Source organism: Pseudomonas sp. Pse79 (assembly GCF_024519615.1).
In the GTDB taxonomy this organism is placed as follows: Bacteria; Pseudomonadota; Gammaproteobacteria; order Pseudomonadales; family Pseudomonadaceae; genus Aquipseudomonas; species Aquipseudomonas veronii.
Genome location: NZ_JALJRR010000004.1, coordinates 258,999 through 284,916 on the forward strand (window position 1 = coordinate 258,999; position 25,918 = coordinate 284,916).

Here is a 25,918-nt window from a genome sequence, read left to right on the forward strand (position 1 = left end):
CAGCCAACACCTATTCAGCTGACACACCGCAATCGGGGGCAAGCCCCCTCCCACACTGGACTCGCGGTGTTGGGTAGATGTCTTTTCGCCATACCACTGCCGCTCGGCACCTATCTTGCCCAGAAGCCCGAATTGGGCGTTTTTTTTGCAGCGCTTGCCGGGCATACTAGGCCGTCCCTTTCCCTGGTGTCGCCCGTCTCTATGCTTCGCGCCTTGATTACCCTCGCTCTCGTCTGCCTGCTCCAACCGGCATTTGCCGATGAGCGCGCGCAAACCCAACAACAGTTGGACGCTACGCGTCAGGACATCACCGAGCTGAAAAAACTGCTCGGCAAGCTCCAGGAAGAGAAATCCGGGGTGCAGAAAGACCTGCGCGGCACGGAAACCGAGATGGGCAAGCTGGAGAAGCAGGTCCAGGAGCTACAAAAAGAATTAAAGAAGAGCGAGTCGGAACTGGAGCGACTCGACGCTGAGAAAAAAAAACTCCAGAGCGCCCGCGTTGAACAGCAACGCCTGATCGCGATCCAGGCCCGCGCCGCCTACCAGAGTGGCCGCCAGGAGTACCTCAAGCTGCTGCTCAACCAGCAGAACCCGGAAAAATTCGCACGCACCCTGACCTACTACGATTACCTGAGCAAGGCACGCCTTGCCCAATTGAAGGGCTTCAACGAGACCCTGCGCCAACTGGCCAACGTCGAACAGGAAATCGCCGACCAGCAATCGCAACTGCTCGACCAGAAAAGCAGCCTCGACAGCCAGCGCGACCAGCTCGACAAGGTGCGCAAGGAACGCCAGTTGGCCCTGGCCAAGCTCAATGACGACGTAAAGGCCCGCGACGCCAAGCTGCAAGCCCGCGAGCAGGACCAGGCCGACCTCGGCAAAGTGTTGAAAACCATCGAAGAAACCCTGGCTCGCCAGGCACGCGAGGCCGAAGAAGCGCGACAGAAAGCGCTGATCGCCCAGCAGGAAGCGGAAAAAAAGCGCCAGCGTGAGGCCGAACTGGCAGCCACGAGCGACGCCCCGGCACCGCGCAAACCGGCGCACGCAGCGCCCGGGCCGCTGGTTTCCAGCGCGGGCGAATCCTTCGGCGGGCCTTTTGCTTCCGCGCGCGGCAAACTTCCGTGGCCGGTTGATGGTCGACTGCTGGCACGCTTTGGGGAAACCCGCGGCGATGACACCCGCGCCAAGTGGGACGGGGTGATGATCAGCGCGGCCGCCGGCAGCCAGGTCCACGCCGTCCACGGCGGTCGCGTGGTGTTTGCCGATTGGCTGCGGGGCGCCGGTTTATTGGTGATTCTCGACCACGGTAATGGCTATTTGAGTCTTTATGGCCACAATCAGACTTTACTCAAGTCGGCAGGTGATGTGGTAAAAGCCGGGGAATCCATCTCCACTGTCGGTAACAGTGGCGGCCAGGACACCCCGGCGCTGTACTTCGCTATTCGTCAGCAGGGCCGCCCGAGCGATCCTGCACAATGGTGCCGCACCCAAGGATAGGGTCGCATCTACATTAGGAGTTCGTTCGACATGCTGCATTTGTCCCGCCTCACTTCGCTGGCCCTGACGATCGCCCTGGTGATCGGCGCGCCTCTGGCTTTCGCCGACCAGGCCGCACCGGCTGCACCCGCCGGCATGGCCGCGACCACCAAGGCGCCGTTGCCGCTGGACGAGTTGCGCACCTTTGCCGAGGTCATGGACCGGATCAAGGCAGCCTATGTCGAACCCGTGGACGACAAGACCCTGCTGGAAAATGCCATCAAGGGCATGCTCAGCAACCTCGACCCGCACTCCGCCTACCTCGGCCCGGAAGATTTCGCCGAGCTGCAGGAAAGCACCAGCGGTGAGTTCGGTGGCCTGGGCATTGAAGTCGGCGCCGAAGACGGCCAGATCAAAGTGGTCTCGCCGATCGACGACACCCCGGCGTCCAAGGCCGGCATCCAGGCCGGTGACCTGATCGTCAAGATCAACGGCCAGCCGACCCGTGGCCAGACCATGACCGAAGCCGTCGACAAGATGCGCGGCAAGATCGGCCAGAAAATCACCCTGACCCTGGTGCGCGACGGCGGTGCGCCGTTCGACGTAACCCTGGCCCGCGCGACCATCACGGTCAAGAGCGTGAAGAGCCAGTTGCTGGAGTCGGGCTACGGCTACATCCGCATCACCCAGTTCCAGGTCAAGACCGGCGACGAAGTGGCCAAGGCCCTGGCCAAGCTGCGCAAAGACAACGGCAAGAAGCTCAACGGCATCGTGCTCGACCTGCGCAACAACCCCGGTGGCGTGCTGCAGTCGGCGGTGGAAGTGGTCGACCACTTCATCACCAAAGGCCTGATCGTCTACACCAAGGGCCGTATCGCCAACTCCGAACTGCGCTTCTCGGCCACCGGCAACGACCTCAGCGAAAACGTGCCGCTGGCCGTGCTGATCAACGGCGGCAGCGCCTCGGCCTCGGAGATCGTCGCCGGCGCCCTGCAAGACCAGAAGCGCGGTGTGCTGATGGGCACCACCAGTTTCGGCAAAGGCTCGGTGCAAACCGTGTTGCCGCTGAACAACGAGCGCGCCCTGAAAATCACCACCGCGCTGTACTACACGCCGAACGGCCGCTCGATCCAGGCCCAGGGCATCGTGCCGGACATCGAAGTGCGCAAGGCCAAGATCACCAACGAGGTCGACAGCGAGTACTACAAGGAAGCCGACCTGCAAGGCCACCTCGGCAATGGCAACGGCGGCGCCGACCAGCCGACCGGCAGCAGTGCCAAGGCCAAGCCGATGCCGCAGGACGATGACTACCAACTGGCCCAGGCGTTGAGCCTGCTCAAGGGCTTGAGCATCACGCGCAGCCGTTGATATGCGCGTTGCCCTGATCATCGCTGCACTGTGCAGCCTGGCCGGGGTCGCCCACGCGACCCCGGCCAGCGAACCGCACAAAGCCTACCTGACCCTGATCATCGACGACCTGGGGCAAAACCTGCCCCGGGATCGCCGTGTGCTGGCCCTGCCCGGCCCGGTGACCACGGCGATCATGCCCGACACGCCCCACGCCGCCGAATTCGCCCGCGAAGCGCACAAGGCCGGCAAGATCGTGATCCTGCACATGCCCATGGACCCGGCCACCGGCCCGTTCGCCTGGCACCCCGAGTTGCCTATCGAAGAGCTCGGCAAGCGCCTGGACGCTGCGTTCAAGGCCGTGCCCTACACCGCCGGCATCAACAACCACATGGGCAGCCGCATGACTGCCCAGCCCGAAGCCATGGCCTGGCTGATGGGCGAGTTGCAACGGCGCCACAAGTTCTTTGTCGACAGCCGCACCAGCGCGCAGACCGTCGGCGCCGCCGAAGCGCAGAAGATCGGCCTGGCCAGCGTCTCGCGGGATGTGTTCCTCGACGACGAACGCACCGAAGCCGCGATCACCACGCAATTGCAGAGCGCCATCAAACTGGCCCATAAACAGGGCTCAGCGGTGATGATCGGCCATCCGTATCCACAAACCCTGGCGGTGCTCGAACGCGAGCTGCCCAAGCTCAAGGCCCAGGGCGTGGACTGGATTGATATCAAACTGATGATCAGCGTGCGCAGCAATCAGGCGATGGCAGGGCACGGCAAGAACGGCACCTATCGCTACAAATAGCGCGCCATCATCTGGTCGAGCAGGCCTTCCTCGCGCAACTGATCCAACGCTGCCTGCAGCTTGGCCACCGTTTCGTCCGGCACGTCCTTGTTCAGCGCCAGGTACAACTGGGCACTGTTGAAGCGAAGGATGGTCTTGAGCCCGGTCACACCGACCTGGCGCGCCAGGTAGCGGCCGGCCGGGTCGCCGGTGGCCCACAGGTCGATCTGGTCATCCAGCAGCTTTTGCGCGTTGTCCTGGTCACGCAGCACCAGCACTGGCTTGAGGCCCTGCTTCTCCAGGGTCTCGGCAATCGCGTCGCCCTTGTACGCGCCAATCTTGTAGCGCCGCGCCTGCGCCAGCTCGTCGAGCTGGATTTTGCTGTCGGCCTTGGCCAGCATCACCCAGTCATCCGGGCCGATAGGGCCGACCCATTTGAACAGCGCTTCGCGCTCCGGCAGGCGGGCCATCACGAACACGCCGTAGCCGGGGTTTTCCAGGGCGAGTTTGTAGATCCGCTCCCAAGGAAAACGCAGAGTGAGGCTGTAGGAAATGCCAGCACGCTTGAAGGTTTCGCGCATGATGTCCACGGCGATGCCTTCGACATTCTCGTCCTTGGCGAAGTTCTTGCCGTTTTTCGCCATGTTGTAGGGCGGGAAGTTTTCCGTCAGCAACACCAGGGAGGCGTCAGACGATTCTTCGGCTTGGGCCACTCCGATCATGAGCACGGAGGTACTGGCGAGCGCGAGCAACAGGTCTTTGAGCATGAAAGTTACCGGAATCCATGGCAAGCGCAGAGAGTGCCGCGCACTTGCCATGGTGTCCAGCAGCGTTTAGCGCACCACGATACCGCGCGCGGCCATGTACGCCTTGGCCTCGGGGACGGTGTATTCGCCGAAGTGGAAAATACTCGCCGCCAGCACGGCGCTGGCGTGGCCTTCGATCACGCCGTCGGCCAGGTGCTGCAGGTTGCCGACGCCGCCGGACGCGATCACCGGAATGCCCAGCGCATCGCTGATGGCACGGGTCACGCCGAGGTCGAAGCCGTTTTTCATGCCATCCTGGTCCATGCTGGTCAGCAGGATTTCACCGGCGCCCAGGCCTTCCATCTTCATCGCCCACTCCACCGCGTCCAGGCCGGTCGGCTTGCGCCCGCCGTGGGTGAAAATCTCCCAGCGCGGCGGTTCGCCGGGGCCGGAGACTTTCTTGGCGTCGATGGCGACCACGATGCACTGCGAGCCGAAGTGCTGTGCGGCTTCGCCGACGAACTCCGGGTTGAACACTGCGGCGGTGTTGATCGAGACCTTGTCCGCGCCGGCATTGAGCAGGTTGCGGATGTCTTGCACGGTGCGAACGCCACCGCCCACGGTCAGCGGGATGAACACCTGGCTGGCCATGCGCTCGACGGTATGCAGCGTGGTGTCGCGGCCGTCGACGCTGGCGGTGATGTCGAGAAAGGTAATCTCGTCGGCACCTTGCTCATCGTAGCGACGGGCGATTTCCACCGGGTCGCCGGCGTCACGGATGTTCTCGAACTTGACGCCCTTGACCACGCGACCGTTGTCGACGTCCAGGCAAGGGATGATGCGTTTGGCCAGCGCCATGGTCAGTCCTCAGCCGTTGTAGGCATCGCAGTAAGCCTGGGCTTCGGCGACGTCCAGGGTGCCTTCGTAGATTGCGCGGCCGGTGATCGCGCCGATGATTCCAGGGGCCCGGGCATCCAGCAGCGACTTGATGTCACCCAGGTTGTGGATGCCACCGGACGCGATCACCGGGATCCTGGTCGCCGCCGCCAGCGCAGCGGTGAACGGTACGTTGCAGCCCTGCATCATGCCGTCTTTGGCGATGTCGGTGTAAACGATGGCGGACACGCCGTCGGCTTCGAACTGCTTGGCCAGGTCGATCACCTGCACCGTGCTGATTTCAGCCCAGCCGTCGGTGGCGACGAAACCGTCCTTGGCGTCCAGGCCGACAATCACCTTGCCCGGGAACGCGCGGCAGGCTTCGGCGACGAAGGCCGGGTCTTTCACGGCCTTGGTGCCGATGATCACGTAGCTTACGCCGGCCTTGACGTAGTGTTCGATGGTTTCCAGGGAGCGGATACCGCCGCCGATCTGGATCGGCAGGTTCGGGTAGCGCTTAGCGATCGCAGTCACCACTTCGCCATTGACCGGCTGGCCTTCGAAGGCGCCGTTCAGGTCCACCAGATGCAGGCGACGGCAACCACCGTCCACCCATTTGGCAGCCATGCTCACCGGGTCGTCGGAAAACACCGTGGAATCTTCCATGCGGCCCTGGCGCAGACGCACGCAAGCGCCGTCCTTGAGATCGATAGCGGGGATAATCAGCATCTGGCAAACCTTATTCGATATTCAGCAATGCTTGGGAAATCAGGGTTTCTCAAGCGACCACAGGTCGCTTTCGATGCTTTCGAACCGTTCCCTAAGGAGCGTCTGCGCATCGAAAATCGCCCTGTTGTAATAGTGCGGCGCAACTTCAATGGTGAACAACTCAAGGATCTCGGCAACCTCGAACGAGCCCAGCTTGAGCTCGAAACGGTCCTCCATGAAGCGCTTGATCTTGTTGGTAGCCTCACGTTCCTGTTCGGGCGTGAGGTTCAGGATCGGCAGCTTCGGTTTCTTGGCCATCTACCAGCGACCGTCCCACGCAGCGAAGTTCTGCAGCAATTGCAGGCCATGGGTATGGCTCTTCTCCGGGTGGAACTGCACCGCAAAACGCGAACCTTCGGCCAGCGCAGCGGCGAAGTCGACGCCGTAGTGCCCGCCACCCACCACCTGGCGCGGGTTACCGGCGGCGATGTAGTAGCTGTGGACGAAGTAAAAGCGCGCCATGTCCGGGATCTCATGCCACAGCGGGTGATCCACGGTGCGTCGCACTTCGTTCCAGCCCATGTGCGGGACTTTCAGGTGCTCGCCGTCTTCATGCAGGTCCTTGCCGAAGAACTTCACTTCGCCTGGAAACAGGCCGATGCAGTCGACGCCGTCATTCTCTTCACTGCGCTCGAGCAAGGCTTGCATGCCCACGCAAATGCCGAGGAACGGCCGGTCCTGGCTGACCTCGCGCACCAGGCTGTCAAAGCCCAGGCGACGGATTTCGGCCATGCAATCGCGAATCGCGCCAACGCCTGGGAACACCACGCGGTCAGCCTCGCGAATCACCGTGGCATCGCTGGTGATCAGCACCTTGCCGGCCCCTACGTGCTCGAGGGCCTTGGCCACCGAGTGCAGGTTGCCCATGCCGTAATCGATAACCGCGACCGTCTGCATTACAGGACGCCCTTGGTCGATGGCATTTGCCCGGCCATGCGCTCATCCAGCTCCACCGCCATGCGCAGCGCGCGACCGAAGGCCTTGAACACGGTTTCGATCTGGTGGTGGGTGTTGGTGCCGCGCAGATTGTCGATGTGCAGGCTGACGAGGGCGTGGTTGACGAAACCCTGGAAGAATTCCTGGAACAGGTCGACGTCGAAGCCGCCCACGGTGGCGCGGGTGTAGGGCACGTGCATCTGCAGGCCGGGGCGGCCGGAGAAGTCGATGACCACACGCGACAGCGCCTCATCCAGCGGGACATAGGCGTGGCCGTAGCGACGGATGCCTTTTTTGTCGCCGATGGCCTTGGCGAAAGCCTGGCCGAGGGTGATACCGACATCCTCCACCGTGTGGTGGTCGTCGATATGCAGGTCGCCCTTGCTGACGATATCCAGGTCGATCAGCCCATGACGGGCGATCTGGTCCAGCATGTGCTCAAGAAAAGGTACACCGATATCAAATCGGGCCTTTCCGGTGCCATCCAGGTTGATCGAGGCTTTGATCTGGGTTTCCAGAGTGTCGCGCTCGACGGACGCCTTACGTTCGGCCATCACCAGCTCCGCAAAATCATTGGGCGAAAAAGGCAGCCATTATAGGGGCGCGGGCGCTAAACAGAAACATCGAAGGGGATAAGACTGACGAGTTGAAGCGAGGAAGGTCGACGCTAGACATGTGCATACAAGCGGGCGCTCCAGGATGGTGCGCCCGCCTGCAGTCAACTTAGTGGAACAGTACCGCCGTCTTTTGCAGGGTCACCCACACACCCCACGCCAACGGAATACCCACCACCAACCAGGCCGCGACAGCCAGCGGCTTGCTGCCGGCGGAGGCTTTCCACTCCAGCACGGTGCTCGAATCGGCACCCTTGTCATGGCCCAGCGCCTGTTCGGCGGCCAGTTCGGCGTCGCTCATGAAGTACTTGTCGGCCACCGGGCGCACCAGCAGGTTGCAGATGAAACCCAGCACCAGCAGGCCGGCGAGGATGTACAAGGTGATGTCGTAGGCGGCGGCGCGTTCGACGCCGATGCTCAACTGATATTCACGCAGGTAGTTCACCAACACCGGGCCCAGCACGCCCGCCGCAGCCCAGGCGGTCAGCAGGCGGCCATGGATCGCGCCGACCATCTGGGTGCCGAACAGGTCGGCCAGGTAAGCCGGAACCGTCGCAAAACCGCCGCCGTACATCGACAGGATGATGCAGAACGCCGCCACGAACAGCGCCACGTTGCCCAGGTGCCCGAGGTTCGGGATCAGCGCATACAGGGCAAAGCCCAGGGCGAAGAACACAAAGTAGGTGTTTTTACGGCCCAGGTAATCGGAGAACGACGCCCAGAAGAACCGGCCACCAATGTTGAACAGGCTCAACAGCCCGGTAAAGCCCGCCGCGATCGCCGCGATCGAGGCCAGTTGCCCGGCATTCAGTTGGCCAAACGGCACATCCACACCCAGCAATTTGCCGCCAAACACTTCCTGCAGCAGCGGCGAAGCCATGCCGAGGATGCCGATACCGGCCGATACGTTCAGGCACAGCACCAGCCATACCAGACGGAATTGCGGGGTTTTCCAGGCGACGTTCACGTGAACGTGACGATGGGTGATCATCGCATTGCTGGCTTTTTTCACCGGCGCGGTCCAGCCCTCAGGCTTCCAGCCGGTCGGCGGAACACGGTAGGACAGCGCGCCACCGATCATGAACACGAAGTAAATCGCCGCCATCACCAGAAAGCTCTGCCACACGCCGACGCTGGTCGGCGAAGCGAAGTGCCCCATCAGCGCCGCCGCCAGGGGAGCCCCCACCATCGCGCCGCCGCCGAAACCCATGATCGCCATGCCGGTGGCCATGCCGCGCTTGTCCGGGAACCACTTGATCAGGGTCGACACGGGCGAGATATAACCCAGGCCCAGGCCGATACCGCCAATGACCCCGGAGCCGATCCACATCAGCCAGATCTGGTGGGTATAAATCCCCAGCGCCGAAATCAGCAGGCCGCCACACCAGCACAGCGCCGAGACGACGCCCGCCTTGCGTGGCCCGGCATGTTCCAGCCAGCCGCCCCATATCGCTGCCGAGCAGCCCAGGAAGATGAAGAACAGGGTGTAGATCCAGCCCAGCATGGAGATCGGCCAGTCGCACTGAGACGAGAAGACCTGAGCGATAAAGCTCATATCCGGCGCACAGGCGACCGGCGCGCTGATCCCCAGCGCCTTGGACAGCGGCAACCAGAACACCGAGAAGCCGTAGGCCATGCCGATACACAGGTGGATGGCCAGAGCGGCCGGTGGAACCAGCCAGCGGTTGAACCCGGGCTTGGCGATGATGCGCTCCTTGGACAGGAACGCAGGCTGCGCGGCAGCAATACCCGCCGCAGTGCTAGTGCTCATTAGTGTTTCCCCCAGTTATTAGTATGTGTTCGTCAGGCGCTCTCTCCTTCGGCCTTGCACGCAGGGCGTGACCGTTTTGTTGAATAAAGCTCCATTTAAAGCGCGACGTTACGTCGCAGAAGGCGGACGAACGCGCAGAGATTAGCATCAGTGGATGACAGAAAAACCAAAATGCCACTACCTTTCGCGGATTTTTTGTGTTTTTTGACGCCAAAATACCGCCCCCTGCGCTAGATACAATGTAACGATCCGTGAACTGACGCAGGCCATCGGGCGCTATACTCTGCGGCTAAATTTTGAAATCGACATACAAGGACTCGCCCATGAAAGCGTTCGGCAAAATCCTGGGTCTGGTACTTCTCGGGCTGTTGCTGATCATTGTGGCTCTCGGCTTTGCCCTGACCCATCTCTTCGATCCCAACGACTACAAAGACGAGATTCGCCAGATTGCCCGCGACAAGGCCCACATCGAGCTGACGCTCAATGGCGACATCGGCTGGAGCCTGTTCCCCTGGCTGGGCCTGGAACTGCACGAAGCCAGCGTCGCGACCCTGACCAACCCGACCCAGCCGTTCGCCGATCTGCAGATGCTCGGCCTGTCGGTACGCGTGCTACCGCTGCTGCGCCGCGAAGTGCAGATGAGCGATGTGCGCGTCGAAGGCCTGAACCTGCGCCTCAACCGCGACAAGCAAGGCCACGGCAACTGGGAAGACATCGGCAAGAACGCCCCCGAGGCGCCCACCGCTACGCCAACCCCCGTGCAAGCGACGGCACCGGTGACCGAGGTGAAGGCAGAGAAACCGCCGCAGCCCATCCGCCTGGACATCGACAGCCTGACCATCAACAACGCCCGCATCGAATACAACGATGAACAGACCGGCAAGCAGTTCAGCGCCGAAAGCATCCAGCTGAGTGCGGGTGCCATCCACGAAGGGGCGAGCATTCCGCTGAAGCTCACCGCGTTCCTCGGCAGCAACCAGCCGGTCATGCGCGTCAAGACCGAACTCAACGGCAACCTGCGCATTCAGCGGGCGCTCAAGCGTTATCAGTTCGAAGACATGCGGTTCAGCGGCGAAGCCACCGGCGAACCGCTGCAAGGCAAAACCGTGACCTTCTCCACCCAGGGCCAACTGCTGGTGGACCTGGCGGCCAACATTGCCGAGTGGACCAACCTGAAACTCTCGGCCAACCAGTTGCGCGCCCTCGGCGAACTGAAGGTCAACGACCTGGACAAGACCCCGCAGCTCAGCGGCGCCCTGTCGATCGCCCAGTTCGACCTGGCCAAGTTCCTCGACAGCATCGGCAACCCGCTGCCACCGATGGCCGAGGGCAGCCTGAGCAAAGTCGAGCTGGTCAGCCGCCTCCAAGGCACGCCGACCCGCCTGGCCCTGGAAGACCTCAACCTGAAACTCGACGGCAGCACCTTCACCGGCCGCGTTGCCGTAGACGATTTCGCCAAGCAATCGCTGCGCGTGCAACTCAAGGGCGACACCTTCAACGCCGACAATTACCTGCCGGCCAAGTCCGAATCCGCCAAGGGGGCAACCGCCGCACGCCAGGCCGAAGTGCAGAACAGCGAAGCCGGCGCCATGGCCGCCGGTGGCACCACACCGCTGCCGGACGCCCCGACCAAAGGCGCCTGGAGCACCGACAAGCTGCTGCCGCTGACCCGCCTGCGCACGCTGGACGTGGAGGCCGACCTGGCCTTCGGCCAACTGACCCTGAGCAAGCTGCCGATCCAGAACGCCATGCTCAAGGCCAGCGGCCTCGATGGCCAGCTCAAGCTCGACAGCCTGAGCGGCGGCCTCTACAACGGCAGCTTCCAGGCCAATGGCAGCCTCGATGTGCGCCAGGACATTCCAGTGCTGGCCCTGCAAAGCCAGATCAAGCAAGTGCCGGTCGAGCGCATCCTGCAAGCCCAGGGGCAGACGCCGCCGGTCAAGGGCCAGATCACCCTCGACAGCAACCTCAGCGGCCGCGGCAACAGCCAAAAGGCACTGATCGACAGCCTCAACGGCAACGCCAGCTTCGTGATCAACAACGGCGTGCTGCTCAACGCCAACCTTGAACAGCAACTGTGTACCGGCATCGCCCTGCTCAACCGCAAGACCTTGAGCAGCGAGCCACGGGCCAAGGACACACCGTTCCAGGAACTCAGGGGCAACCTGACGTTGCGCAACGGCGTGGCCAACAACCCCGACCTGAAGGTGCGTATCCCCGGCCTTACGGTCAACGGCAACGGCGACATCGACCTGCGCGTGCTGGGCATGGATTATCGCGTCGGCATCATCGTCGAGGGCGATCAACGCGAAGTGCCGGACCCCGCCTGCGAGGTAGGCGCCAACTTCCAGGGCATCGAAGTGCCGCTGCGCTGCCGTGGCCCGCTGGAGCTGGGCGCCAAGGCGTGCCGCCTGGACAAGGACGGCCTCGGCCAGGTCGCCATCAAGGCCGCTGGCAACCGCCTCAACGAGAAGCTGGAAGAGAAGCTCGACAAAGTTAACCCGCAGTTGAAAGACGCGTTGAAAGGCCTGTTCAAACGATGAGAAACGAGCAGTTTTCCGAGGCGGTACTGAACTGGTACGACCGCCACGGTCGCCATGACCTGCCCTGGCAACAGGGCATCACGCCCTACCGGGTGTGGGTTTCGGAGATCATGCTGCAACAGACCCAGGTCAGCACCGTGCTCAATTACTTCGACCGTTTCATGGCCTCCCTGCCAACGGTCGAAGCCCTGGCCGCCGCGCCGGAAGACGAGGTGCTGCACCTGTGGACCGGCCTCGGCTATTACACCCGGGCGCGCAACCTGCAGAAGACCGCGAAGATTGTCGTGGCCGAGTACGGCGGCGAGTTCCCCCGCGACGTGGAAAAGCTCACCGAACTGCCCGGCATCGGCCTGTCCACCGCCGGCGCGATCGCCAGCCTGAGCATGGGCCTGCGCGCGCCGATCCTCGATGGCAACGTCAAACGCGTGCTGGCACGCTTTACCGCGCAGGAGGGCTACCCCGGCGAACCCAAAGTGGCCAAACAGCTCTGGGCCACCGCAGAGCGCTTCACGCCCCATGATCGCGTCAACGCCTACACCCAGGCGATGATGGACATGGGCGCCACCCTGTGTACCCGCAGCAAGCCCAGTTGCCTGTTATGCCCGCTGGAAAAAGGCTGCGAAGCCCACATGCTCGGCCTGGAGACGCGCTACCCGATCCCCAAGCCGCGCAAGAGCATCCCCCAGAAGCGCACGCTGATGCCCATGCTGGCCAATGGCGACGGCGCGATCCTGCTTTACCGTCGCCCGTCCACGGGCCTGTGGGGCGGTTTGTGGAGCCTGCCGGAGCTGGACGACCTGCAAGACCTCGAACACCTCGCCCACCAGCACGCGCTGGAGCTGGGCAAACAACAGGAACTGCCGGGGCTGATCCACACCTTCAGCCACTTCCAGCTGGCCATCGAACCCTGGCTGGTCCAGGTCGAGGAATCCGCCCATCACGTGGCCGAGGCCGACTGGCTCTGGTATAACCTCGCCACCCCGCCGCGCCTGGGCCTTGCCGCCCCGGTGAAAAAACTGCTGAAGCGCGCGGCCGACGCATTGAACGCAGGAGTTTCGTCATGACCCGCACCATCATCTGCCGCAAGTACCACGAAGAACTGCCCGCCCTGGAGCGCGCCCCGTTCCCGGGTGCCAAGGGCCAGGACATTTTCGATCACGTCTCCGCCAAGGCCTGGGCCGACTGGCAGAAACACCAGACCCTGCTGATCAACGAAAAACGCCTGAACATGATGAACGCCGAAGACCGCAAATACCTGCAAGGCGAGATGGACAAGTTCTTTTCCGGCGAGGATTACGCCAAGGCCGAAGGCTACGTGCCGCCTGCTCAATAATTGATCAAAAACCGGGGTCGGCACGTAAGCGACGGTAATAATTAAATATTTTTTGAAAACTTGCTTGACGACCCCCTGAAAAACCCGTTTAATGCGCCCCGTTGCCCAGATAGCTCAGTCGGTAGAGCAGGGGATTGAAAATCCCCGTGTCGGCGGTTCGATTCCGTCTCTGGGCACCACTATTAAGTTTCAGGTGGTGCAACGATCATCTGAAACACCCAAAAAACCCGCCTAGTGCGGGTTTTTTGTTGCCTTCGATTTACCCATCCCGAACCGGGGTGGCTCACCGTCACCCCAGTACGCAATACCCGCCTCGCGCCGCCTACTTGAGCAAGAACACCAACAACGGATTGTCGTTCAGTCGCCCATTGAACATCGGCGCCAGGTGTTCCACCGGTGTGCCCTTCAACTGCTCGGTTTCCTTGCGCGCCACGATCACCCAAGACGGCCGTGGCAGCGAGTCCAACTGATCGAGCTGGTTACGCCCGATGAACAGCGGTTGCTCGTCGTGATCCAGGTTCATCATGTAGCGCACGGCCCAAGTGTCCCGCGCAAGGCCGACAAACACCAACGGTCCAGGCTCTTGTGCGCGAAGCGCTTCCACCTGACTGACAAATTGCCGGGTGTCGAACTGCAGGTCCTTGGCCGGCTCTACCACGGTCACCAGCAACAACCACTGCGCCGCCAGTGCGATCGCGCTGAGCCACACCAAACGCCCGGCGCGACGCCAGGCGATCAATACCGCCCCCTGCAGGATCACCAGCACGCCGATCAGCAACGGCAACGAAACGTCCGGCCAGTAACCGTGCTTCTGCCACCCATGCCGACACACGAAGACTACAACCACGCACAACGCCGGCAGCGCCGCGACGAGCCATGTGTAACAGCGACGCCCCCCGACGAACCAGTTCTGTGCGTGGAGCAGCCCATAGGCGGCGACAGCGGCAAACATCGGCACCATGGGCAGGATGTAATAAGCGCGCTTGAAGTGCGGCACCGACAGCCCGAGCAGAATCATCAAGCCGCAGGCGCCGAGCCGCACGACCAGTTGCACGTCGTCATTGCCCCAGCGTTCCGGCCAGCGATGACGCAGCGCAACCATGCTCGCCAACGCCATGGGGACCACCGGGAAGTAACGGTACAGACTCAGCTGGAAGTAGAAATAGAACGGCTCGCCGATTTCATCGAGGCGCCCGCCAACCTGCATCTTGAACACTTCATCGGCAAAGGCCTGGCCCCCACTGATCCGCGCCAACTGCATCAGCAGCCACCAGCAACACGCCAACAGCAGCAACCCGATAACGCCGTGGATCAGCACTTGCCTGACCCGCTCCCCCGGACGACCCAACGCCCAATACACGCAGGCCACCCCACAGACTTCGATCAAGCCCAACGGCCCGCGAATCGCAAAGCCCAGGATAAACAGCGGGAACACCGCCAACTGCCGCAGCCGCGAGCCAAGGCGTTCGCCACTGTGCAGCAGGTAGAAGCTGCCTACGCACAACAGCGCCACCATCTGATCCAGGCACACCGAGCGCGACTTTTCGAGCAACTGGGTGGTGAGCAAGGTCAGCAGCACCGTCAACAGCGCCCAGGCGCGACTGGAAGGCGCCAGCAAGCGATAGATCAGCGCCACCACTCCGGCAGAGGCCAGCGCGGTGGGCAGGACATTCGCCAGGTGGTTGGGCGCACCGAACAGCCGGGCGAATACAAAACTGAAGAACGTCGCCGTACCGGGATAATCCGCGTAGGGCTGGCCGTAGGTAGTGGGAAAAAGACTCGCCCCATGGCGAAACATTTCCTGCATGAACAACGCCCAGCGCCCGTCAAACCCCTGAGGCTGCTGGTCCCAGATCCCCAACGTAAATAACAACAAAGCAATCAGAAAAATGCCCAGAGACTCCAGGCGAAAAGAGTTGCGCTGATCCATCGGTTGTCCTGCCAGGTAGTGAGCGGCGGCTTATGGTGCCCAACACATCCCAAATAGCGCCTGAACAACCCTGAACATTCATGTGCCCGGCCGATCTGCGCGCCACACCAGCGTCGGGATCAGGCGAACGTAGATCAGCTCGCCAATCAACTCGACCAGGGTTTGCAGGATCACCGCCGTCGCCGCCAACCCGCGCACGCCTTCGGGCAACGCCAGCGCCAGGGGCAACACCACCAGCGAGTTGCGCGTCGCCGCGCTGAACGTCACCGCGCGCGCCGTCACCGCCGGCAGCGCGAACAGGCGCGCGGCGAACATCCCCATCAATGGCGCCAACAGCACAAAGCCAACGTAGACCGGAATCACCGGCAGCAGCAGGCCGATATCGCGCACCACCGCGGTGATTTGCGAACCGATCACCACAAACAGCACCGCTGCCATCGCCGGCACCGGCAACCAGGCCCAGGCATCGTTCCAGGCGTTGACGACCGAGGATCGCCGCGCCAGCGAGGTGGTGATCACCGCCAGCACCATCGGCACCACGATCAATAACAGGAACGCCTCGACAAACGGCCGCACCTCCACCACCACCGCGGACTGCGCGCCCAACATCAACCCCAGGTACACCGGCAACAACACCAACTGCAGCAACAACAGCAGCGGCGTCGCGGCCAGCATCAAGCGCGAATCGCCCTTGCCGATGTGGGTAAACACCACCACGTAGTCGATACACGGCGTCAGCAACACCAGCAACGCCCCCACCAGCAACGCCGGACGCTCCACCAGGCCACGCGTCAGTAGCCACACCAGCACGGGCACGAGAACGAAATTGGCCAGCAGCAACGCCGCCAGGAACCGCTGGTTCCCCACGCCTTGGCGCAGCTGCAGAAACGGGATTTGCAGGAACATCGCATACATCAGCACCGCGATGGCCGGCGTGACCAGCACGCCGAGGCCATGCGCCAATGACGGCGCGAGCAGACCGAAAGCGGCGGCCAGGAGGACGGTGGCGAAGTAGAGGGGAATCTGGTGGTGTTCGAGGGTGTCGCGGGTCATCAGGACGCTCTCGCTGATTGCAAAGGCGCAAGCCTAAGCATCTACTGGCGTGAGGTCGAGTGGTGTGGCCCGATCACATCCCTGGGATATTCCTGGCGAGTGTGTAACACCATCACTATCTCAACGTGCTCCGTCACCCGATAGACCACCAGGTAGTTTGGATGAACAACCATTTCCCGAGTACCAGACAAGCGACCGTGCTTGAATCCGTATGGCATCAGGGACAACCCCTCGGCGGCAACCACAATAGTTTGGTGCAGCGAGACGGCGGCAACCGGGTTGTACTGCTCGATGTAATCAATGATCTCGATCAGGGCGACAATAGCCTCAGGTCGCCATTTAACGAGAAGCACGAGCCTTGCGCCTCTCTTCCAGCACCTTCTCGACTTCAGCCATCGCCTGATCGTGCGGAATACTAGGACGAGGATCGTCAATTGAAGCCTGCACCTTGGCACGAAACCAACGGTCGTAGCTGGCAGCTTGCTCTTCTGTTTCAAACTCCGAAACGATGGGAGAACGTGGAATGCTCATAGAGACCTCCGTAATGGATGCCTGCCAGTCTAATCTGTCCATGGTTGGCTGTCGTTTCTCTCAGATGTGTGGTTTTTTCGGAACAAGCCACTGTGCGCGGGCGTTGTAGGCGTTGTGAGCGCCAGAGATTAGTGAGTCAGCGGAACGAAGTACAAGTGCTGGCAAACTGGCCAACCGTTACCAAAAATAAAAAATCGGCACAGGCCCAAAACGATGAATTTGAATGATGCCTCTTCGCTAACGCCTGCAACTCAACCCAGCCAAAACACTTCCTTCAGAGCACCCGCCGCAGACGGCTACCCGCTTGGCGGCTTCACCTGGCGCCACATCCGAAGCGACCCTACACGCCCGGTCGTCATCATCAACGCCGCCACTTCCGTGCGCTGTCGCCACTATTCACGCTTCGCCGACTACCTGTTCGCCAACGGCTTCGATGTCATCACCTACGACTATCGCGGCATCGGCGAGTCCCGCCGTGGCTCGCTGCGAGGCTTCAAGGCCTCATGGTCGGATTGGGGCCGCCTGGATTTCGAGGCGATATTGCAGCGGGCGCAGCGCGAGTTCCCGGGGCAGCCGATCGACGTGGTCGGTCACAGCTTTGGCGGCTGCGCAGCGGGGCTCGGGGCGTCCGGCGCAGTGATCCGGCGCCTGGTGACGGTGGGCGCGCAATTCGCCTACTGGCGCGATTACGCAGCGAGCGGGCGCTGGCGCATGGTTGGCAAGTGGCATGTGGTGATGCCACTGGTGACGACGCTGTTCGGCTACTTCCCGGGCAAGCGCCTGGGCTGGCTGGAGGATACGCCGGCCGGCGTGGTACGGGACTGGAGCACGCCGACGCCGAGCTATGAAACACGGCCCAGCGGGCGCGCCTTGAGTGAATTGCCGTTTGCCCGGGTAACGGCGCAAGTGCTGGCGATCAGCATCACCGACGATCCCTTCGGCACCGTGCCGGCCATCGAGCGCTTGCTGAGCTACTTCGCCAGCAGCGAACGCACTCACCTGCGCATCGCCCCTGACGATATCGGAGAAACACAGGTCGGACATTTCGCGTTCTTTCGCAGCGAGTATGAGGATCGGCTGTGGCCGATTGCGCTGGCATGGCTGAAGCACGGCGCGCTAACGCCCGGCACACCGGGCCGTCGCATGACGGCGCGCGTCTAGAACCTCTTGGGATTTCCCTCAACCTGCGCTTCAATACCCACCCAGATCCTGAACCAAGGACGTGAGCCCATGGCCTCGCCGAACAAGCAGCAGAAACGTGCCCACCGGGCAAAGGCCAAGGCCAAGCAAAACCGTACCCAACGCGCCGTCGCGAGCAAGCCGGATGCATTTGCCGGCGATGACAGCCGCATCGATCTTGAGTCGGTGGATTTGACTGAATTGTTTGTCGAGATGCGTACTGCCGGCGAAATCAGCCAGCAAGCACTGTGCGCGGCATTCCTGGCGCACCCGCTGTTGGCATTGGTGCTGGAGCAGGAAGGCGAAGAAGAGGCCACCGACTTTATCCTGGCGGCACTGATCGAATATCGGCAGTGGGCTACCGACACCGAGGATGAAGCGGCAGCCCTGGCGTGGGTCGAGTCGCCGCAGTTCCAGGCGGATTACGTCGCCGCATCCCAGGCGCTGGTGATTTCCCAAGACTGACGCAAAACGCAATGTGGGAGGGGGCTTGCCCCCGATTGCGGTGTGCCAGTCGACATCTAATTGACTGATACACCGCTATCGGGGGCAAGCCCCCTCCCACATTTGAACTGCGGCGCAATCAAGCACCGCACTCCATCACATCAATTCAGTACTGCAGCGCCTACGCTCTGGGCCTTGCGACGGCTCGAAACGAGCAGCCCCGCCGCCACCACCAGCAAGCTCAAGACCCCGGTCGCGATGATCTCGACCCGATGGGCTTCCTGGAACAGCATGATCCCCAGCGTACCGACGATGAACACCATCACCGCGTAGGTCAGGCCTGGGAACAACCACATTTTGAACGCGAGCGTCTCGCCCGCCGCAGTACGCTTCTGACGCATGCGCAGTTGCGACACCGCAATCACCAGGTACACCAGCAACGCAATGGCGCCGGAACTGGCGAGCAGGAATTCGAACACCGCCGCCGGTGCCACGTAGTTGGCGAAGACCGCCAGGAACGCTGCGCCGGTGGACAGCATCACCGCCCAGTAAGGCGTGCCGCTTTTGTTGGTGCGCTTGGACACGGCGGGGGCATCACCACGACGGCCCAGGGAAAACAGCATGCGCGAGGCGGTGTACAGCGCCGAGTTGAGGCAACTGGTCACGGCAACCAAGACCACCAGGTCAACGATCAGCTTGGCATTCGGGATGCCCATGCTTTCCAGCACTGTCTGGTAGGAACCTACGGCAGCCAGGGTCGGATCGTTCCAAGGCACCAGGGACACCACGATGAAGATCGACAGCAGGTAGAACAAACCAATCCGCCAGATCACCGAGTTGGTGGCCTTGGTGATCTGCTGGCCCGGGTCCTTCGACTCGGCGGCCGCGATGGTGACAATCTCGGTGCCCATGAACGAGAACATGGTGGTCAGGATGGCCGCCAGCACAGCGCCCATGCCGTTCGGCATGAAGCCCTGGGTGTCGAACAGGTGCGAGACACCGCTGACCTGGCTAGTCGGCAGGAAGCCGAAGATCGCCAGCAGGCCGAGGATCACAAAGCCCACGATCGCGACGACTTTGATCAGCGCGAACCAGAACTCGAACTCACCGTAGTGTTTCACGCTGAACAGATTGGTCGCCGTCAGCAGCAAGGTGATGATCAGGGTAAACGCCCAGATGGCCACGCCGGGGAACCAGGCATGGAGGATGGTCGCGGCGGCGTTGGCTTCCAATGGAATCACCAGCACCCAGAACCACCAGTACAGCCAGCCGATGGTGAAACCGGCCCAGTGACCGATCGCCCGATCGGCGTAGGTCGAGAACGAACCGGTGTCCGGCGACGCCACGGCCATTTCGGCCAACATCCGCATCACCAAGACCACCAGCGCACCGGCGGCGGCATACGCCAGCAGTACCGCAGGGCCGGCGGCGGCGATCGCGTGGCCGGAGCCGACAAACAAACCGGCACCGATGACGCCGGCAATCGACAACATGGTGACGTGACGCGGTTTGAGCCCCTGTTCGAGGTCATTGGAGCTATGCGTACTACTCATTGACACACCTTTAAACGAGGAATTGCGAAAACGGTCCGCCCGGCGCGTGCCTTTTACGTGAAAAGAAACAAACAGGGCGTTCTTTATTTTTTACGCAATATTTGCGCCAAAATGTTACAAAACCCCGATTGACGCGGGCTGTAGGACGATCCAGCAGCCCTCGCAAGTCATTGAGAATGCTGGCATTCCGCTACAGCGTTACCGAGCGACTCACTTTTACCCGAACGCGCGCACCACAAATACACACAAAAAGTACGTGACGCCCCATAAAAGGGCCGATGGTCACCGTTTGCCCGGTTAACCCTTCCAACACCCGCCCAAAGCTGGCACCATCGCGCCCTTTTTCACGCGAAGCCTGCGGGTTTTCCAGGTTCAAACGGCTGTTCGGTTGTTGATGGCGCGACACGCCGCTGTGTCGATGCGACACCTTGCCGCAGACCACCTGTTAAGCATCCGCCGCGCTGTTGGCTGCCATCCGGACGCTATGCTAGGTTGGCGCCTCGCCAGGAAGGCGACCCAACAGCAGGAACGCAACGAACACAATGAGGACCGCACATGGCTCTGGCCGCGCCCGCGCTTGAAATCCGCAACTTGCATAAACGCTATGGTGAGCTGGAGGTACTCAAAGGTATCTCGCTGACCGCTCGCGACGGCGATGTGATCTCGATCCTGGGTTCCTCCGGTTCCGGCAAGTCCACATTCCTGCGCTGCATCAACCTGCTGGAAAACCCGCACCAGGGCCAGATCCTGGTGGCTGGCGAAGAGCTCAAGCTCAAGGCCGCGAAGAACGGCGAGCTGATAGCCGCCGACGGCAAGCAGATCAACCGCCTGCGCAGCGAAATCGGGTTTGTGTTTCAAAACTTTAACCTGTGGCCGCACATGAGCATCCTCGACAACATCATCGAGGCCCCACGCCGTGTGCTCGGCCAGAGCAAGGCCGAAGCCATCGAAGTGGCCGAAGCCCTGCTGGCCAAGGTCGGCATCGGCGACAAGCGCCACGCCTACCCCGCGCAATTGTCCGGCGGCCAGCAGCAGCGGGCGGCCATCGCGCGTACCCTGGCGATGCAGCCGAAAGTCATCCTGTTCGACGAACCCACCTCGGCCCTTGACCCGGAAATGGTCCAGGAAGTACTTAATGTGATCCGCGCGCTGGCCGAAGAAGGCCGCACCATGCTGCTGGTCACCCATGAAATGGGCTTTGCCCGCCAGGTGTCCAGTGAAGTGGTGTTCTTGCACCAAGGCCTGGTCGAAGAGCAAGGATCGCCACAGCAGGTGTTTGAAAACCCGCTTTCGGCGCGCTGCAAACAATTCATGTCCAGCAACCGCTAACGGAGCAACATGCATGCAGAACTATAAAAAATTCCTTCTGGCCGCGGCCGTTTCGATGGCGTTCAGCGCCTCGGCCATGGCAGAAACCCTGAAAATGGGGATCGAAGCGGCCTACCCGCCGTTCAACAATAAAGATGCCAGCGGCAACGTCGTCGGCTTCGACAAAGACATCGGCGACGCCCTGTGCGCCAAGATGAAAGTCGAGAAGTGCGAAGTGTATGTATCGGACTGGGACGGCATCATCCCGGCGCTGAACGCGAAGAAATTCGACTTCCTGGTGTCCTCGCTGTCGATCACCGACGAGCGCAAGCAGGCCGTCGACTTCACCGACCCGTACTACTCCAACAAGCTGCAGTTCATCGCACCTAAAGCCACGGCAGACTTCAAGACCGACGCGGCCTACCTGAAAGGCAAGATCATCGGCGCACAACGCGCGACGTTGGCCGGCACCTACCTGGAAGACAAGCTGCCAGACACCACCAGCAAGCTCTACGACACCCAGGAAAACGCCTACCTCGACCTGACGTCCGGCCGCCTGGACGGCATCCTCGCCGACAAGTACGTGCAGTACGAATGGCTCAAGAGCAAAGACGGTTCCGCCTACGAATTCAAGGGCAACCCGGTGGTCGAGAGCGACAAGATCGGTATCGCCGTGCGCAAAGGCGACCCGCTGCGCGAACGCCTGAACAAAGCCCTGGCAGAGATCAAGGCCGACGGCACCTACAAGAAGATCAACGACAAGTACTTCCCTTTCAGCATCGAATGATCTGAACGGTATGCCCGACGCGCTCCCAGGGGCGCGTCGGCTTTCAGCTTTGCCTGCCGCGATATGAAAACACCATGAATTTCGATCTCTACGGATTCGGCCCGGCGCTCGCCGCCGGCGCGCTGATGACCGTCAAGCTGGCGCTCACGGCCCTGTGCCTGGGGCTGGTACTCGGCCTGGCCGGCGCTTTGGCCAAGACGTCCCCATACAAGCCGCTGCAGTGGCTGGGCGGGGCTTACTCGACCCTCGTTCGCGGTATTCCCGAACTGTTGTGGGTGTTGCTGATTTATTTCGGTACGGTCAACCTGATGCGTGCCCTCGGGGAGTTTTTCGGTAACCCCGACCTTTCCCTCAGCGCCTTCGCCGCCGGGGTCATCGCCCTGGGCCTGTGCTTTGGCGCCTACGCCACGGAAGTGTTCCGTGGTGCGATCCTCGCCATTCCCAAGGGCCACCGTGAAGCCGGTGTGGCATTGGGCCTGTCGAAGTTTCGCATCTTCACCCGCTTGATCATGCCGCAGATGTGGCGCATCGCCCTGCCGGGCCTGGGCAACCTGTTCATGATCCTGATGAAAGACACCGCGCTGGTATCGGTGATCGGCCTCGAAGAAATCATGCGCCATGCGCAGATCGGCGTGACCGTGACCAAGCAGCCGTTCACCTTCTTCATGGTGGCGGCGTTCATGTACCTGGGCCTCACCGTGCTGGCCATGACTGGCATGCACTTCCTGGAAGAACGCGCCAGTCGCGGCTTTGCAAGGAGCACCCAATGAACGGCGACTACAGCTGGCTGTCCCATTTCGACCTGGGCCTGAACTGGGCCGTGATCATCAAGTGGCTGCCCAAACTGGCCCAGGGCGCGACTCTCACCCTCGAGCTGGTGGCCATTGCGGTGATTGCCGGCCTGCTGCTGGCGATCCCGCTGGGCATCGCCCGCTCCTCGCGCCGCTGGTACGTGCGGACCCTGCCCTATTGCTACATTTTCTTCTTTCGCGGCACGCCGTTGCTGGTGCAACTGTTCCTGGTCTACTACGGCCTGGCGCAGTTCGATGCGGTGCGTAACAGCTTCATGTGGCCGTACCTGCGCGATCCGTTCTGGTGCGCCACCGCCACCATGACCCTGCACACCGCCGCCTATATCGCCGAAATCCTGCGCGGTGCGATCCAGGCCATCCCGCCGGGTGAAATCGAAGCGGCGCGGGCCCTGGGCATGTCCAAGCCGAAGACGCTGTTCTACATCATCCTGCCGCGCGCCTCGCGCATCGGCCTGCCGGCGTACAGCAACGAAGTGATCCTGATGCTCAAGGCCAGCGCCCTGGCCAGCACCGTGACGCTGCTCGAACTGACTGGCATGGCGCGCACTATCATTGCGCGCACGTACCTGCCAGTGGAGATCTTCTTCGCCGCCGGCCTGTTCTACCTGCTGATGGCCTATGTGCTGGTGCGCGGTTTCAAACTGCTGGAACGCTGGCTGCGAGTCGATGCTTGCCAGGGACGTTGAAGCGCGCTTCCAGGCGCTGGATGCGTTCCTCAGCGAACACCAGGGGCTGTGGCGACCACGGCCCTTCACGCATCGCCAGTTACCCTGGGAATCCCAACATCCCGCGCTCGCCCAGTGGCTGCGCCGGCGCTCGCTGGCCGACGCGGAAAGCAGCCACAACCGGCCCCATGAGCTGCCCGCCCCGGCGCCTTTTCCACAGTTGGCCGCGCAGGCGCTGCGCCTCAGTGCTGTGGATAAGTTACCGACGCAGCCCCTGGCACCCGCCCGCCAGCGCCTGAACGTCGATGTGCCCGGCCGCAAGTGGCAACAGATCGAAGCCTTCGGCGCCGCCCTGGGGTTCGCGCAACCACCGCGGCACTGGCTGGACTGGTGCGCCGGCAAAGGCCACCTCGGCCGCCGCCTGCTGCACAGCGGGCAGCAACTGACCTGCCTGGAATACGACCCGGCCCTGATCGCCGCCGGGCAGGCCTTGAGCGACCACCACCAACTGCCCGTCACCCATCACCTGCAAGACGTACTGGCCGACGTGACGGTCAGCGCCGAACACACACCCGTCGCCCTGCACGCCTGCGGCGACCTGCACGTGCGTCTGCTGCAACTGGCCAGCACTGCCGGCTGCAAGCAACTGGCGCTGGCACCCTGCTGCTACAACCGCATCCGCACCGATCGCTATCAGCCACTGTCGAGCGTCGGCCGCGCTTCGGCGTTGCGCTTATCGGTGGATGACCTGGGGCTGCCCCTCAGTGAAACCGTCACCGCCGGCAAGCGGGTGCGCCGGCAACGGGATACGTCCATGGCCAGGCGCCTGGGTTTCGATCACTTGCAGCGCCAATTGCGCCATTGCGACACGTACCTGCCCACGCCGTCCCTGCCCGCCAGTTGGCTGGATAAACCCTTCGCCGACTATTGCCGCGAGTTGGCCGGCCTCAAAGGTTTATCCACAGGCGAGCAGGATTGGACAGCGCTGGAGGCACACGGCTGGCGGCGCTTGGCCGAGGTCAGAAACCTGGAACTGCTGCGAGGGTTGTTCCGCCGCCCGCTGGAGCTGTGGCTGGTGCTGGACCGGGCTCTGTTTCTGCGGGAACAGGGCTACACCGTGGCGGTAGGCAGCTTCTGCGAAACCACCCTGACCCCACGCAACCTTATGGTGCTGGCTGAGCGCGATTAAAGCGCATTCTTTCCTACGCGCGCCCTGTGGATAACTCTGTTGATGAAATCCTTACAGAAGTTGTAGCCATCTGCGCTACAGGCCAAATGCCATACTGATCATTTTTTGTGCAGCGAATAAAACGCACGCAAAACAGGCAGTTGCGCCGTGTTGAGAATGGTTCCGCCCAAACCCCATTCGACGCCATCGGCGACCTGCCGATTGTGCATAAGCATTTCGCGTTCAGCGCATAAAGCGTGATTTAGCGGGCTTTTTTCCGTGCGATCAACAACCGGCACAGCCTCTTGAGATCGTCGCAGGCGGCGCTCGCCGCCAAGTTATCCAGCGGGTCCGTGGCAAAGGCCAGGGCTTCGCTGATCGATGGATCGCGATGCACCACGTCCAACGGATTGTCGCCCAGGCGCAGTTTGAAGGCATTGACCATGTCCCGGCTGAACGCCGAGTTTTCTTCCAGTTGATTGATCACATAGTGGCAATGTGGCGGGCGTTCACGCTCAAGATAAGGCGCCAGCACCGCGTCCAACTGGTCAAGCGTGCCGAGGCACGCGGCATTCGGCTGGACGACAACCAATACGCTATCGGCCACGCTCAACGCTTGATGCAGATAGACGTTATTACCGGCGGGGGTGTCGATGAGCATGAGCGGGCGCTCGCTCAACCCCAGGGTCGACAGGTGCTGCGCCAACCACTCCGGTTCACGCGTGAGCCAACGTTGCAGGTTGTCCTTCTGCTTGATATCGGTGTGCCCGAAGGGGATCACGCGGCAGCCGGCAAACCCTGTTTGCAGGAGCGTCTCCCAGCGCGTATTGAGCAGGCTGGCGCGGCCGACGCCCAGGAGCTCCGGGGCCACGCCGAAATGCTGGCGCAAGGCGTTTTGAGGGTCCAGATCCAGCGCCACCACCGACTCCCCCAAGCGCTGCAAGCCGCTGCTCAACGCCGTGGCCAGGGTGCTGCGGCCGACGCCGCCGTTGACCGAGACCAGCGCCACCACGGTTGGGCGCGGTGTGCTCAAGTCATAATGATGAGGTTGTTCATACGCCGCTGGCGCATTGGCGCAAAAGCGCGAGCCGTCTTTCTGGTTAGCGCGGGTGCCATCATCGAATGGAAGGGTGCCGAAAAAGTGCAGCCGAGCGTTCCGTGCCTTGGGCTCCCGGGTCAGGCTCTTGCCGGACGGGGCAAACAGATCATCGGTACGGCTCATGGCCATAACTCCTTCACAGTGCCATTAAAGACGTGAAAGGTCGGCAAGATAAGGCTGACCGCAAGTCTTTTTGTC

At 62.1% G+C, this 25,918-nt stretch carries 26 protein-coding genes and 1 tRNA gene; 14 read left to right on the top strand and 13 right to left on the bottom strand.

Translation table 11 applies throughout. The features are described from left to right. Positions 1 to 201: 201 nt before the first annotated feature. Genes NR164_RS08195 through NR164_RS08205 form a run of 3 tightly spaced genes read left to right on the top strand, consistent with a single transcriptional unit; the run spans position 202 to position 3,625 of the window. Complete coding sequence (locus NR164_RS08195) at positions 202 to 1,497, top strand: murein hydrolase activator EnvC (protein WP_046385001.1); 1,296 nt, start codon at positions 202 to 204, stop codon at positions 1,495 to 1,497. A 30-nt stretch (positions 1,498 to 1,527) separates the two neighbouring features. Continuing rightward, positions 1,528 to 2,844, top strand: a complete 1,317-nt coding sequence (locus NR164_RS08200) for a S41 family peptidase (RefSeq protein ID WP_046385002.1) — start codon at positions 1,528 to 1,530, stop codon at positions 2,842 to 2,844. Between the two features lies 1 nt (position 2,845). Then, complete coding sequence (locus tag NR164_RS08205) at positions 2,846 to 3,625, top strand: divergent polysaccharide deacetylase family protein (RefSeq protein WP_017849935.1); 780 nt, start codon at positions 2,846 to 2,848, stop codon at positions 3,623 to 3,625. On the opposite strand, the gene NR164_RS08210 is transcribed toward NR164_RS08205, so the two are convergent. The 7 genes from NR164_RS08210 to NR164_RS08240 all read right to left on the bottom strand — a co-directional run bounded on the left by NR164_RS08210 (position 3,616) and on the right by NR164_RS08240 (position 9,315). After that, the gene (locus NR164_RS08210; protein WP_046385004.1) at positions 3,616 to 4,371 is read right to left on the bottom strand and encodes an ABC transporter substrate-binding protein; all 756 of its coding nucleotides are present in this window, start codon (positions 4,369 to 4,371) and stop codon (positions 3,616 to 3,618) included. The genes NR164_RS08205 and NR164_RS08210 overlap by 10 nt on opposite strands. 66 nt (positions 4,372 to 4,437) lie before the next feature. Further along, complete coding sequence (hisF, locus tag NR164_RS08215) at positions 4,438 to 5,208, bottom strand: imidazole glycerol phosphate synthase subunit HisF (protein ID WP_010563131.1); 771 nt, start codon at positions 5,206 to 5,208, stop codon at positions 4,438 to 4,440. Positions 5,209 to 5,217: 9 nt separating this feature from the next. Then, a complete protein-coding gene (gene hisA / locus NR164_RS08220) occupies positions 5,218 to 5,955 on the bottom strand; it encodes a 1-(5-phosphoribosyl)-5-[(5-phosphoribosylamino)methylideneamino]imidazole-4-carboxamide isomerase (protein ID WP_017849937.1) in 738 nt (245 codons plus the stop codon). Between the two features lie 39 nt (positions 5,956 to 5,994). After that, entirely contained in the window at positions 5,995 to 6,252 is a 258-nt protein-coding gene (locus tag NR164_RS08225) for a DUF2164 domain-containing protein (protein ID WP_128192072.1), read from the bottom strand. Then, a complete protein-coding gene (gene hisH, locus NR164_RS08230) occupies positions 6,253 to 6,891 on the bottom strand; it encodes an imidazole glycerol phosphate synthase subunit HisH (RefSeq protein ID WP_017849939.1) in 639 nt (212 codons plus the stop codon). After that, positions 6,891 to 7,484: an imidazoleglycerol-phosphate dehydratase HisB gene (hisB, locus tag NR164_RS08235; protein ID WP_017849940.1), complete on the bottom strand. Its 594-nt coding sequence runs from the start codon at positions 7,482 to 7,484 to the stop codon at positions 6,891 to 6,893. The genes hisH and hisB overlap by 1 nt, the downstream gene beginning before the upstream one ends. Positions 7,485 to 7,653: 169 nt before the next feature. Further along, entirely contained in the window at positions 7,654 to 9,315 is a 1,662-nt protein-coding gene (locus tag NR164_RS08240; RefSeq protein WP_046490889.1) for an OFA family MFS transporter, read from the bottom strand. A 323-nt stretch (positions 9,316 to 9,638) separates the two neighbouring features. On the opposite strand from NR164_RS08240, the gene NR164_RS08245 reads away from it, so the two are divergent. The 4 genes from NR164_RS08245 (at position 9,639) to NR164_RS08260 (ending at position 13,370) form a co-directional block, all read left to right on the top strand. Further along, the gene (locus NR164_RS08245; RefSeq protein WP_232591134.1) at positions 9,639 to 11,858 is read left to right on the top strand and encodes an AsmA family protein; all 2,220 of its coding nucleotides are present in this window, start codon (positions 9,639 to 9,641) and stop codon (positions 11,856 to 11,858) included. Next, positions 11,855 to 12,922 (top strand): A/G-specific adenine glycosylase, encoded by a 1,068-nt coding sequence (gene mutY / locus NR164_RS08250; protein ID WP_079442659.1) that lies wholly within the window; start codon positions 11,855 to 11,857, stop codon positions 12,920 to 12,922. The genes NR164_RS08245 and mutY overlap by 4 nt, the downstream gene beginning before the upstream one ends. After that, entirely contained in the window at positions 12,919 to 13,191 is a 273-nt protein-coding gene (locus NR164_RS08255) for an oxidative damage protection protein (RefSeq protein WP_017849944.1), read from the top strand. The genes mutY and NR164_RS08255 overlap by 4 nt, the downstream gene beginning before the upstream one ends. A gap of 103 nt (positions 13,192 to 13,294) precedes the next feature. Beyond that, a tRNA-Phe gene (locus tag NR164_RS08260) sits at positions 13,295 to 13,370 on the top strand. 143 nt (positions 13,371 to 13,513) lie between these two features. Here the strand turns inward: NR164_RS08260 and NR164_RS08265 are convergent. The 4 genes from NR164_RS08265 to NR164_RS08280 form a co-directional block, all read right to left on the bottom strand. Then, on the bottom strand, positions 13,514 to 15,121 hold the full coding sequence (locus NR164_RS08265) for a glycosyltransferase family 39 protein (RefSeq protein WP_256822600.1): 1,608 nt from the start codon (positions 15,119 to 15,121) through the stop codon (positions 13,514 to 13,516). Between the two features lie 78 nt (positions 15,122 to 15,199). Next, the gene (locus NR164_RS08270) at positions 15,200 to 16,174 is read right to left on the bottom strand and encodes an arsenic resistance protein (protein ID WP_046385009.1); all 975 of its coding nucleotides are present in this window, start codon (positions 16,172 to 16,174) and stop codon (positions 15,200 to 15,202) included. A 41-nt stretch (positions 16,175 to 16,215) separates the two neighbouring features. Continuing rightward, positions 16,216 to 16,527 carry a type II toxin-antitoxin system RelE/ParE family toxin gene (locus NR164_RS08275; protein WP_032805156.1) on the bottom strand — a complete coding sequence of 104 codons (312 nt, stop codon included), beginning with the start codon at positions 16,525 to 16,527 and terminating at the stop codon, positions 16,216 to 16,218. Further along, positions 16,514 to 16,705 carry an antitoxin gene (locus NR164_RS08280; protein WP_081610227.1) on the bottom strand — a complete coding sequence of 64 codons (192 nt, stop codon included), beginning with the start codon at positions 16,703 to 16,705 and terminating at the stop codon, positions 16,514 to 16,516. Before NR164_RS08280 ends, NR164_RS08275 begins: the two co-directional genes overlap by 14 nt. 213 nt (positions 16,706 to 16,918) lie before the next feature. Here NR164_RS08280 and NR164_RS08285 point away from each other — a divergent pair, with 213 nt between their 5' ends. Together NR164_RS08285 and NR164_RS08290 are read left to right on the top strand one after the other, a co-directional pair. Continuing rightward, the gene (locus NR164_RS08285; RefSeq protein WP_256822601.1) at positions 16,919 to 17,866 is read left to right on the top strand and encodes an alpha/beta fold hydrolase; all 948 of its coding nucleotides are present in this window, start codon (positions 16,919 to 16,921) and stop codon (positions 17,864 to 17,866) included. A gap of 69 nt (positions 17,867 to 17,935) precedes the next feature. Then, the gene (locus NR164_RS08290; protein WP_046385011.1) at positions 17,936 to 18,349 is read left to right on the top strand and encodes a hypothetical protein; all 414 of its coding nucleotides are present in this window, start codon (positions 17,936 to 17,938) and stop codon (positions 18,347 to 18,349) included. 140 nt (positions 18,350 to 18,489) lie between these two features. Here the strand turns inward: NR164_RS08290 and gabP are convergent, their stop codons facing one another. Next, positions 18,490 to 19,881, bottom strand: a complete 1,392-nt coding sequence (gene gabP, locus NR164_RS08295; protein WP_017849950.1) for a GABA permease — start codon at positions 19,879 to 19,881, stop codon at positions 18,490 to 18,492. A gap of 555 nt (positions 19,882 to 20,436) precedes the next feature. Here gabP and NR164_RS08300 point away from each other — a divergent pair. From NR164_RS08300 to NR164_RS08320, 5 genes are all read left to right on the top strand, one after another. Beyond that, the gene (locus tag NR164_RS08300) at positions 20,437 to 21,210 is read left to right on the top strand and encodes an ABC transporter ATP-binding protein (protein WP_017849951.1); all 774 of its coding nucleotides are present in this window, start codon (positions 20,437 to 20,439) and stop codon (positions 21,208 to 21,210) included. A gap of 13 nt (positions 21,211 to 21,223) precedes the next feature. Then, a complete protein-coding gene (locus NR164_RS08305; protein WP_046385012.1) occupies positions 21,224 to 21,976 on the top strand; it encodes an ABC transporter substrate-binding protein in 753 nt (250 codons plus the stop codon). Between the two features lie 74 nt (positions 21,977 to 22,050). Continuing rightward, the gene (locus tag NR164_RS08310) at positions 22,051 to 22,746 is read left to right on the top strand and encodes an ABC transporter permease (protein ID WP_046385013.1); all 696 of its coding nucleotides are present in this window, start codon (positions 22,051 to 22,053) and stop codon (positions 22,744 to 22,746) included. A gap of 38 nt (positions 22,747 to 22,784) precedes the next feature. Continuing rightward, entirely contained in the window at positions 22,785 to 23,474 is a 690-nt protein-coding gene (locus NR164_RS08315; protein WP_046385364.1) for an ABC transporter permease, read from the top strand. Then, complete coding sequence (locus tag NR164_RS08320; protein WP_256822602.1) at positions 23,455 to 24,642, top strand: methyltransferase; 1,188 nt, start codon at positions 23,455 to 23,457, stop codon at positions 24,640 to 24,642. Before NR164_RS08315 ends, NR164_RS08320 begins: the two co-directional genes overlap by 20 nt. Before the next feature lie 241 nt (positions 24,643 to 24,883). Here the strand turns inward: NR164_RS08320 and bcsQ are convergent, their stop codons facing one another. Continuing rightward, positions 24,884 to 25,843: a cellulose biosynthesis protein BcsQ gene (bcsQ, locus tag NR164_RS08325; protein WP_046490906.1), complete on the bottom strand. Its 960-nt coding sequence runs from the start codon at positions 25,841 to 25,843 to the stop codon at positions 24,884 to 24,886. Positions 25,844 to 25,918: the final 75 nt, after the last annotated feature.